11 protein-coding genes are annotated in these 9,014 nt (G+C 69.0%); 6 read left to right on the top strand and 5 right to left on the bottom strand.

Annotated features, from left to right (window positions below; genetic code table 11):
* Window positions 1–90: 90 nt before the first annotated feature.
* From ATE62_RS09705 to ATE62_RS09695, 3 genes are read right to left on the bottom strand one after another with little or no spacing between them, the layout of a single operon-like run.
* The gene (locus ATE62_RS09705) at window positions 91–1,065 is read right to left on the bottom strand and encodes an MBL fold metallo-hydrolase (RefSeq protein WP_058809020.1); all 975 of its coding nucleotides are present in this window, start codon (window positions 1,063–1,065) and stop codon (window positions 91–93) included.
* Complete coding sequence (locus ATE62_RS09700) at window positions 1,055–2,674, bottom strand: FAD-dependent monooxygenase (protein ID WP_058809019.1); 1,620 nt, start codon at window positions 2,672–2,674, stop codon at window positions 1,055–1,057. The genes ATE62_RS09705 and ATE62_RS09700 overlap by 11 nt, the downstream gene beginning before the upstream one ends.
* Complete coding sequence (locus tag ATE62_RS09695) at window positions 2,671–2,985, bottom strand: putative quinol monooxygenase (RefSeq protein ID WP_058809018.1); 315 nt, start codon at window positions 2,983–2,985, stop codon at window positions 2,671–2,673. The genes ATE62_RS09700 and ATE62_RS09695 overlap by 4 nt, the downstream gene beginning before the upstream one ends.
* 84 nt (window positions 2,986–3,069) lie before the next feature.
* On the opposite strand from ATE62_RS09695, the gene ATE62_RS09690 reads away from it, so the two are divergent.
* Complete coding sequence (locus ATE62_RS09690; RefSeq protein ID WP_156420597.1) at window positions 3,070–3,564, top strand: luciferase domain-containing protein; 495 nt, start codon at window positions 3,070–3,072, stop codon at window positions 3,562–3,564.
* On the opposite strand, the gene ATE62_RS09685 is transcribed toward ATE62_RS09690, so the two are convergent.
* Complete coding sequence (locus ATE62_RS09685) at window positions 3,542–4,294, bottom strand: IclR family transcriptional regulator (protein ID WP_082662711.1); 753 nt, start codon at window positions 4,292–4,294, stop codon at window positions 3,542–3,544. The genes ATE62_RS09690 and ATE62_RS09685 overlap by 23 nt on opposite strands.
* A 77-nt stretch (window positions 4,295–4,371) precedes the next feature.
* Here ATE62_RS09685 and ATE62_RS09680 point away from each other — a divergent pair, with 77 nt between their 5' ends.
* Genes ATE62_RS09680 through ATE62_RS09660 form a run of 5 tightly spaced genes read left to right on the top strand, consistent with a single transcriptional unit; the run spans window position 4,372 to window position 8,261 of the window.
* A complete protein-coding gene (locus ATE62_RS09680) occupies window positions 4,372–5,151 on the top strand; it encodes a 2-keto-4-pentenoate hydratase (RefSeq protein ID WP_058809015.1) in 780 nt (259 codons plus the stop codon).
* Between the two features lie 4 nt (window positions 5,152–5,155).
* On the top strand, window positions 5,156–6,112 hold the full coding sequence (locus tag ATE62_RS09675) for an acetaldehyde dehydrogenase (acetylating) (protein ID WP_058809014.1): 957 nt from the start codon (window positions 5,156–5,158) through the stop codon (window positions 6,110–6,112).
* Window positions 6,109–7,131 carry a 4-hydroxy-2-oxovalerate aldolase gene (gene dmpG, locus ATE62_RS09670; RefSeq protein ID WP_058809013.1) on the top strand — a complete coding sequence of 341 codons (1,023 nt, stop codon included), beginning with the start codon at window positions 6,109–6,111 and terminating at the stop codon, window positions 7,129–7,131. Before ATE62_RS09675 ends, dmpG begins: the two co-directional genes overlap by 4 nt.
* A gap of 16 nt (window positions 7,132–7,147) precedes the next feature.
* Entirely contained in the window at window positions 7,148–7,894 is a 747-nt protein-coding gene (locus ATE62_RS09665; protein ID WP_058809012.1) for an SDR family oxidoreductase, read from the top strand.
* A 1-nt stretch (window position 7,895) separates the two neighbouring features.
* The gene (locus tag ATE62_RS09660) at window positions 7,896–8,261 is read left to right on the top strand and encodes a hypothetical protein (protein WP_058809011.1); all 366 of its coding nucleotides are present in this window, start codon (window positions 7,896–7,898) and stop codon (window positions 8,259–8,261) included.
* On the opposite strand, the gene ATE62_RS09655 is transcribed toward ATE62_RS09660, so the two are convergent.
* On the bottom strand, window positions 8,258–9,013 hold the full coding sequence (locus tag ATE62_RS09655; RefSeq protein WP_058809009.1) for a 2-keto-4-pentenoate hydratase: 756 nt from the start codon (window positions 9,011–9,013) through the stop codon (window positions 8,258–8,260). The genes ATE62_RS09660 and ATE62_RS09655 overlap by 4 nt on opposite strands.
* Window position 9,014 lies beyond the last annotated feature (1 nt).

The following is a 9,014-nucleotide window of genomic DNA, read 5'->3' as shown; positions in this document are numbered from 1 at the left end:
CTCCACCGCCCTGCGGGCGGTCCCCCTCCCCACGGCTTCGCCGCAGGGAGGATTAAGAACGTCCGCTCCCCACCCCAAAACCAACCGCCATCAATCCACCGGATCGACCACCACCCGGTCGGCATGGACCTCGATCGCCATCAAATCGCGCCCGACCTCCATCCGCCCCGCATAACGCCTCCGCGTCGCGGCGAGCAAAGCCGCGTCGGCCGCTTCGCCGGTCACGCTGTGATAATAGACCGCAAGGCCCGGGCGCATCGCCGCAAGCGCGTCGCCCGCCTCCTCGGCGCTGAGGTGCAGGTCCAATATCTTCTTCGCCTGTTCGGCCGAAAAGCTGCGCCGGACATAGGCGGCCATTGGCGGCGAGGCGACCTCGACCAGCGCCACGTCGACGCCTTGACCATAGCGCGCGAGCGCGGGCGTCGCGGCGGTGTCGCCCGAGATCAGCACCGAATGCGCGCCCTTGTCGATGCGATAGCCGAAGGCCGGGACGTCGCCATGCTTCACCGCAAAGGCGGTGACCTGGAGGTCGCTGCTGCGATAGACGACACCGTCGCGGCGCACGACCGACACCGCGGGCGCGATGCCGGCGTCGTTCGCGGGAATGCCGTCGGCGCGGCGGTACCCGATGTCGGCGGCAAAGGCCCGGCGCAGCCCCGCCATCATCGCATCGCTGCCCTTCGGGCCCCACACGCGCAGCGGCCCCGCGCGCCCCTGCATCCAGCCGTTGAGCCACAAATCGGGGATGCCGACGACATGGTCGCTGTGGAGGTGCGTCACGAACAGCCGGTCGATCTTCGGCAGCAGCGCCGGGTCGACCTGCGCCAGCCGCGTCGTGCAGCCACGCCCGCAATCGAAGAGCAGGGTGTCGCCGCCCGCCTGGACCAGGATCGCGGTCCCCGCCTGTGTCCGGCTCGGCACCGGGGTCCCCGATCCGAGGATGACGACGCGCAGCACGGGTTCCTCGGCAACGGCGGGGGCCGGCGGCGCCGCGGATTCGACCAGGCTTGCGGGAAAGACGCTCGCCAGCAGGGCGCCGAGCAGCGCGTGCCGTTTAGCCGCCATTCGCAGTGAGCCCGGCGATCCATTCGGCGCAGGCTGCGGCGTCCCAGCCTGTACCGCGCCACCCGACATAGCCGTCGGGGCGCACGACATAGAGCATGCGGCGGCGCTTGCCGCCCAGGCCATAACGCGTCGCCAGCGCCGCATCGGCCGGGATCGCGTCGATGACCACCGGCTCGGCACGCGGGTCGAGCTTCGCCAGCGCGTCCTGCGCCGCGGCGAGCGCGGGGCCGCTGGCGTCGTCGGCCGGATCGAGCGAGAGCGCGAGCAGGGTGAAGCGATAGCCTGCGAGCGCCTCGTAAAGCGTGCCGTCGCCGGGCCAGGGCGCGTCGGGCGCGCGCTCGCCGGGCTTCGGCCCCTTGCCGCCCGCACCATCGGCGGGGACCAGCGATCCGCCCGGCGGATAGGCGATGCCGCGCTGCGATGCGCCCTTGAAGGCGTTGGTCTGGAACGGCTTCTTCTTCGAGATGAAGGGCAGGACGACCGGCAGCATGCGATCACGCATCTTCGCCTTGAACCCCGCCTGCCCGGCGGCGGCGGCGAACAGCCGTCCGGTCTTCTTCACGACCGCGTCGCCGACTGGGCGGCGCTCGCCGTCATAGCTTTCCAGCAGCGCGGGGTTCGCGCCGCGCAGCACCGCCGCGAGCTTCCACGCGAGGTTCGCGGCGTCCTGCAGGCCGGTGTTCATCCCCTGGCCGCCCGCGGGCGAATGGATATGCGCCGCGTCCCCCGCGACGAAAGCGCGACCGGCGCTGTAACGATCGACGAAGCGATGATGCGCGCGGTAGCGCGTGACCCACACCGGCGCGCTGAGCTTGACCGGCAGGTTCAGTGCCGCCGCCAGTCCCGCCTGCATCTCGGCAAGATCGAGCGGCGCGGGGACGCTGCCGTCCTCGTCGCCGAAGCCGCCCGACATGTCGGTTGCCATCACGCGCGAGCAGGCGCTGCCCTTCAGCGGCAGGAACAGCCCGATCAGCGGGCCGTTCAGGAAGACGCGGAAATTGTCATGGTCGAGCGGCCAGTCGACGCGGCAGTCGGCGAGCAGGAAACGCTGCGGCAGCAACTCGCCGTCCCAGCCGATCCCGGCGCCGCTGCGCACGACGCTGCGCGATCCGTCGCCGCCGACGATATAGGCGCAGCGCAAAGTCTCGGTCCGGCCGTCGCCGTGTTTCAGTTCGGCGCGCACACCGCCCGCGTCCATCGTAAAGTCGGCGCAATCGACGCCGCGCTCGATGACCACGCCCAAGGCTTCGAGATCGGCAGCCAACAACGCCTCACTCTCCGACTGCGGGATCATCAGGATGAAGGGGAAGGGGGTGTCGCCCGCCTCGGCCCGCGTGAAGTCGAGCCCGCCCGCGAACTTGCCCTTCACATGGATATTGACCGAGCGCGCGATCACGCCGCGCTCGACGAAGCGATCGGCCAGGCCCATCGACTGCAGCAGTTCCAGGCTGCGTGCCTGTACCGCGAACGCACGCGACTCGCGCGTCGCCTCGCCGCGGCGCTCGACGATGCGCACGCGCACGCCCGATCGGGCGAGCAGGTTCGCCGCCATCAGCCCGGTCGGGCCGGCCCCGACGACCAGGACCTCGCAGTCGCTATTCTCTGTCACAGGACGTCGGCGCCGACGCGCTTGGCCGCGAACACCTGGCAGCGGGTGATCGCATAGGGCGCGGTGAACAATTCGGGATTCTGCGCCTGCACCCATGCTGCGGTCGGCCCGGTCACATGCGCCTGCAGCGCGGCTTCGTCGACGAAGCTGTTGAAGATCGCGAATTCGCGTGGCCCGATCTGCATCGCGCGAAAGCTCGTCGTGCCGGGCTCGCTTTCCAGCCGCAGCGCGGCTTCGACCAGGAAGGCGCGGGCTTCCGCTTCCTTCCCTTCGCGGGCTTCCATCGTCGCCCAGACGGCAAATTGATCCATGATCGCTCTCCCATTGCTAACTTGTATGCTAGCATGTTATATTCGCTGCGCCGAGTCAACAGGGCGCCGGCGCGGGAGAGCGAAATGAATTTAGCAGAGACTTTGCCGGTGCGCGCGGGCGTTCGACCGCGCACGATTCCCTGCGCCCCGCACAGCCAGATCGACCAGATCGTGCCCGAAGCGCGCGCCCTCGCGACCGGGCTCGTCGAGCGGCTGGCGACGCTGGGTCATGTGAAGCTGGGGCACAGCCTGCGTGCGCCGCCGGGCTCGGTCGGCTTCTATCTCGATCCCGCCATGGGCTGCGGCCGCAGCGAAGCCTTTCTGCTCGGCGACGAGTTCGCGCATGTCCATCTGGGCGATGATTGCAGCCTGCACGTCATCCTGCCCGAACCGCTGCGCGGCGCCGCGATAGCCGCCGGCTGGGCCGAGCCGCATCCGCTCGCCGGGCAACCGACGGTCTCGCCCGACACGGTGATGCTCTACGCGCCGCGCGACGCGGGCGAGGTGGACGTACTTGCGGCGCTCGTCGAGGCGAGCTGGGCGAACGCGCGCGGGCTCAATGCCCAAGCCGCTGGCTGATCTGTTCGGCGGTGCGCTGCAGCCGCGCCGCGATCTCGGGCGCATTGCCAGGGTGGAAGCGCGCCGGCGATCCCGACAGCGAAATCGCATAATCGCTGCCGCGCAGATGCTGGAGCGGCACCGCGACGCAGCCCAGATCCTCGGCCATCTCGCGGTCGTCGATCGCATAGCCGCGCTCCCGCGTCGCCATAAGTTCGGCGCGCAGCTTTTCCGGGTCGGTGATCGTGTGTGCGGTGAGCGGCACCAGCGGCGCGGCGAGATAGGCGCCGAGCCGCTCGCCCGCGAGCTGCGCGAGCAGGATCTTGCCGATGCCGGTGCAATAGGCCTCGAGCTGCATCTGCTCGCGCGTGAAGCCGGTCTGTGCGCCTTCCTTGACCAGATAGGTCACCATCTCGCCCTCGAACACGCCCAGATAGGCGGTGGCACGCTCGGCCTGCGCGAGCCGCCGCAGGATCGGGCGCGCTGTCTCGATCAGCCGCGCATGCGGGCTCACCCGCGCCGCGAGCTGGCGCAGCTTTTCCCCTCCGGCATAGCGGCCGCGCGCTATTCGCATCAGATATTCCCGTTCGACCAGCAGCGCCAGCAACCGCCGCCCGGTCGCGGGGGCGAGCCCCGCGCGCTCGATCAGCTCGGCCGCTGGCGTGCGCCCGCCGTCTTGCGCGACGGCTTCGAGCAGCGCCAGCGTCCGCGCCGCCGATTGCGAACCTTGCATGTTAGAATCGCTCATCATGTGAGCATAATTATCGCGCCGTGGCTATCGGGTCAAAGGGGGATCGCATAACAAGGGCGCAACGGGAGGATGTTCGAATGACGGTCAGCCACAATGATCTCGCGCGCCGCTTGCGCGATGCCTATGCCGGGGGAGCGGTGCCGCCGCTGCGCGACGGGCTCGATCCCACCGACGCCGACGGCGCCTATGCGGTGCAGACGATCAACACCCGCTTCTGGGAAGCGCAGGGCCGCCGCATCGTCGGCCGCAAGGCGGGATTGACGGCCAAGGCCGTGCAGACGCAGCTGGGTGTCGACCAGCCCGATTTCGGCGTGCTGTTCGAGGATATGCGCGTAACCGACGGCGGCACGCTCGATCCGGCCAGGACCTTGCAGCCGAAGGCCGAGGCCGAGATCGCCTTCGTGCTCGGCGCCGACCTGCCCGATGCCGATACCACGGTCGAGCAGGTCGCGGCGGCAGTCGCGAGCGTGCACGCCGCGATCGAAATCGTCGACAGCCGCATCGCCGACTGGAAGATCAGCTTCGCCGACACCGTGTCGGACAATGGCTCCTCGGCCTTCTTCGTGCTCGCGCGCGAGGGAAAGCCGCTTGCGGGGCTCGACCTCGAGGGCGCAGCGATGGAAATGCGCTTCAACGGCGAGACGGTGTCGACCGGCGTCGGCGCGGCCGCGCTCGGCAACCCGCTCCACGCCGCCGCCTGGCTCGCGCAGACGTTGGCGGCGAGGGGCGAGCCTCTGAAGGCGGGCGATATCCTGCTCGCCGGAGCCTTGGGCCCGATGGCTGCACTGACGCCGGGCGATTATGTCCATGCGAAGGTCGCGGGCATCGGCGCCTGCAGCTTCACCTACAAGGACTGAGGCGATGGCGAGGATCCCCAATGGCAAGACCAAGGTTGCCATCATCGGGTCGGGCAACATCGGCACCGACCTGATGATCAAGATCATGCGGCTGTCCGACGTGCTGGAGATGGGCGCGTTCGTCGGTATCGATCCCGAGAGCGACGGGCTCAAGCGCGCCGCCCGGCTCGGCGTGCCGATCACCGCCGACGGCCTCGACGGCCTTATCGCGCTGCCGGGCTTCGCCGATATCGCCATCGTCTTCGACGCAACCTCGGCGGGCGCACATAAGCGCCACAGCGAGGTGCTGATCGGACACGGGAAGCGCGTCGTCGACCTGACCCCCGCGGCGATCGGTCCCTATACGATCCCGCCGGTCAACGGCGATGCGCACCTCGACGCGGCGAACGTCAATATGGTGACCTGCGGCGGGCAGGCGACGATCCCGATCGTCGCGGCGGTCAATCGCGTCGCGAAGGTGCATTATGGCGAGATCGTCGCGTCGATCGCTTCCAAGAGCGCGGGCCCGGGCACGCGCGCGAACATCGACGAATTCACCGAGACGACGAGCCAGGCGATCGTCGAGGTCGGCGGCGCCACCCGCGGCAAGGCGATCATCATCTTGAACCCCGCCGAGCCGCCGCTGATCATGCGCGACACCGTCTATTGCCTCTGCGACGACGCCGACCGCGAAGCGATCGCGAAGAGCGTCGCGGACATGGTCGCCGAGGTGCAGACCTATGTCCCCGGATACCGCCTCAAGCAGGCGGTGCAGTTCGAGAGCGTCGGCGGCAACGCGCCGCTGCGCATCCCCGAGATGGGCGGCAGCTTCACGGGCCTGAAGGTCAGCGTCTTCCTCGAGGTCGAGGGGGCGGCGCACTATCTGCCCGCCTATGCGGGCAATCTCGACATCATGACCTCGGCGGCGCTCAGGACCGCCGAAAATATTGCGCTCCGGATGAACGAAGGAGTAGCCGCATGAGCTTCGATCCCACCACGACCAAGCTCTACATCCAGGACGTGACGCTGCGCGACGGCATGCACGCGATCCGCCACCAATATGGCCTCGACCATGTGAAGGCGATCGCCAGGGCGCTCGATGCGGCCAAGGTCGACGCGATCGAGGTCGCGCATGGCGACGGACTGCAAGGCTCGAGCTTCAACTACGGTTTCGGCGCCCACACCGACTGGGACTGGATCGGCACGGTCGCCGAGGTGCTCGAGCACAGCGTGCTGACGACTTTGCTGCTTCCCGGGATCGGCACCGTTCACGATCTGAAGCGGGCCTATGACCTCGGCGTCCGCTCGGTGCGCATCGCGACGCATTGCACGGAGGCCGATGTGTCGAAGCAGCATATCGAGGCGGCGCGCAGCCTCGGTATGGACGTCTCGGGCTTCCTGATGATGAGCCACATGTCGCAGCCCGACGCGCTCGCGCAGCAGGCCTTGCTCATGGAAAGCTATGGCGCGCACTGCGTCTATGTCACCGACAGCGGCGGCGCGATGACGATGGATCAATATGCGGCGCGCCTCGCGGCGTACGACCGGGTGCTGAAACCCGAGACGCAGCGCGGCGTCCATGCGCACCACAATCTCAGCCTCGGCGTCGCGAACAGCATCGTCGCGGTGCAGAATGGCGCGGTGCGGGTCGACGCCAGCCTCGCCGGGATGGGCGCGGGGGCGGGTAACGCGCCGCTGGAGGTCTTCATCGCCGCGGCAGACGTCGAGGGCTGGAACCATGGCTGCGACCTGTTCGCGCTGATGGACGCCGCCGAGGAACTCGTCCGCCCGCTGCAGGACCGCCCCGTCCGCGTCGACCGCGAGACGCTGACATTGGGCTATGCCGGGGTCTATTCCTCCTTCCTGCGTCATGCCGAGAAGGCCGCTGCGGACCACGGACTCGACACGCGCGCGATCCTCGTCGAACTTGGGCGGCGCAAGATGGTCGGCGGACAGGAAGACATGATCGTCGACGTCGCGCTCGACATGCTGAAACAATAGGTCTGGGAGAGACTGGGTGGATCTGGGTATCAAGGGACGCACCGCGATCGTGTGCGCCGCGAGCAGCGGCCTCGGCCGGGCCTGCGCCAAGGCACTCGCGAGCGAAGGTGTCGATGTCGTGATCAACGCGCGCACTGCGGAGACGCTGGAGGAAGCGGCCGCCGAGATCCGCGCGCATGCGCCCGATGTGACGGTGACCACCGTCGTCGGCAGCGTCACCGAGCCCTCCGTGCGCAGCGCGCTCGTCGCTGCGGCGGGCCCGGTCGATATCCTCGTCAACAATGCGGGCGGACCGCCGCCGGGCGATTATCGCGACTGGGACCGCGACGTCTGGATCGCGGCGATCGACCAGAATCTGCTCGCGGCGGTCGAACTGATCAAGCTGACCGCCGACGATATGGCGGCGCGCGGTTTCGGCCGGATCGTCAACATCACCTCGTCGGCGGTGCGGGTGCCGATCCCGGTGATCGGCCTGTCGAACGCGACGCGCGCGGCGCTGACCAATTTCGTCTTCGGGCTGGTGCCGCAATATTCGGGCAAGGGCGTGACGATCAACAATCTGCTCCCCGGCCCGTTCGACACCGGACGCCTGCGCAATTCGAAGGAAATCACCCGGCATCTGACGGGCAATGCGGTCGCCGGGCGCGTCGGCGACCCCGACGAGATGGGCGCGGTATGCGCCTTCCTCTGCAGCCGGCATACCGGCTATCTGACCGGGCAGAATATCCTGATGGACGGCGGCCTCTATCCGGGCAGTTTCTGAGGTGGCGGGCCCCTTCGCGATCATGATCGACGAGGCGGGAATCGTCGGCGTCGTCGCGAGCGGCTTCTGGTCGCCCGCCGATCTGGAGGGGCATTTGGGCGACCTCAAGACGGTGGTCGATACGGCGCGGGCGCGCCACGGCATCGCGCGGGTGCTCGTCGACCTTCGCGTCAGCAGCGTCCAGTCGCGCGAGATATTCGACCGGCTGCGCGAAGCGACGAGCGCGATCTACGGCGCCGACGACCGGATCGCGATCGTCGCCGAATCGGCGCTGCTGACGCTGCAGATGCGCCGGCTCGACGCGAAGGCGGGCCGCGCGGCGTTCGCCGATGTGGGCGAGGCGCGCGCCTGGCTGCTGTCGGCCTAGGCGACCGTCACCGACACGCTGCCGAGCCGGGCGACGTCGAGCGTCACGCGATTGCCGGGCCCCAGCGCTTCGGCCGCGGTCGCGCCGCCTGCCATCACCACATCGCCCGCCTTCAGCGGTTCGCCCGCCGCCGCCGCGAGCCGCGCGGCGCGGACGAGCGAGCGGATCGGATCGCCAAGGATCGCCGCGCTCGATCCCGCCTGCTTCGCCTCGCCGTCGATCGCCACGGCGAAGTCCAGGTCGGCAAGGTCGGCGAACGGTGCGCGCCACGGCCCGACGACGAAGGCCGACGAACTGCTGTTGTCGGCGACGACGTCGGAGAGCGAGAAGCGGAAATTCTCGTAGCGGCTGTCGATCAGTTCGAGCGCGGGGGCGACACCCGCCAGCGCGGCATGCGCTTCGGCCTCGCCTATCTCGCCGGGCAGGTCGGCGGCGAGCAGGAAGGCGATTTCGGGCTCGATACGGGGATGGACGAAGCGGTCGAAGGGCACTGTGCCGCCGTCGGCGACCTGCATCGCATCGGTCAACCGGCCCCAGATCACCTCGCTTATCCCCATCTGCTCCATCTTGGCTAGGCTGGTGAAGCCCATCTTCACCCCGACGCGCTTTTCGCCGCGCGCATAGCGGCGGGCGAGCGAGGCGGCCTGCACCGCATAGGCCTGATCGAGGCTCAGCGGCTCGGCGAGCTGCGGCACCGCGCGCGCGTCGCGCATCGCGGTGTCGAGCCGTTCGGCGATGGCGGCGATATCCATG

The organism is Sphingopyxis sp. HIX (assembly GCF_001468285.1).
In the GTDB taxonomy this organism is placed as follows: Bacteria; Pseudomonadota; Alphaproteobacteria; order Sphingomonadales; family Sphingomonadaceae; genus Sphingopyxis.
This window is presented reverse-complemented; position numbering and strand designations above follow the sequence as displayed.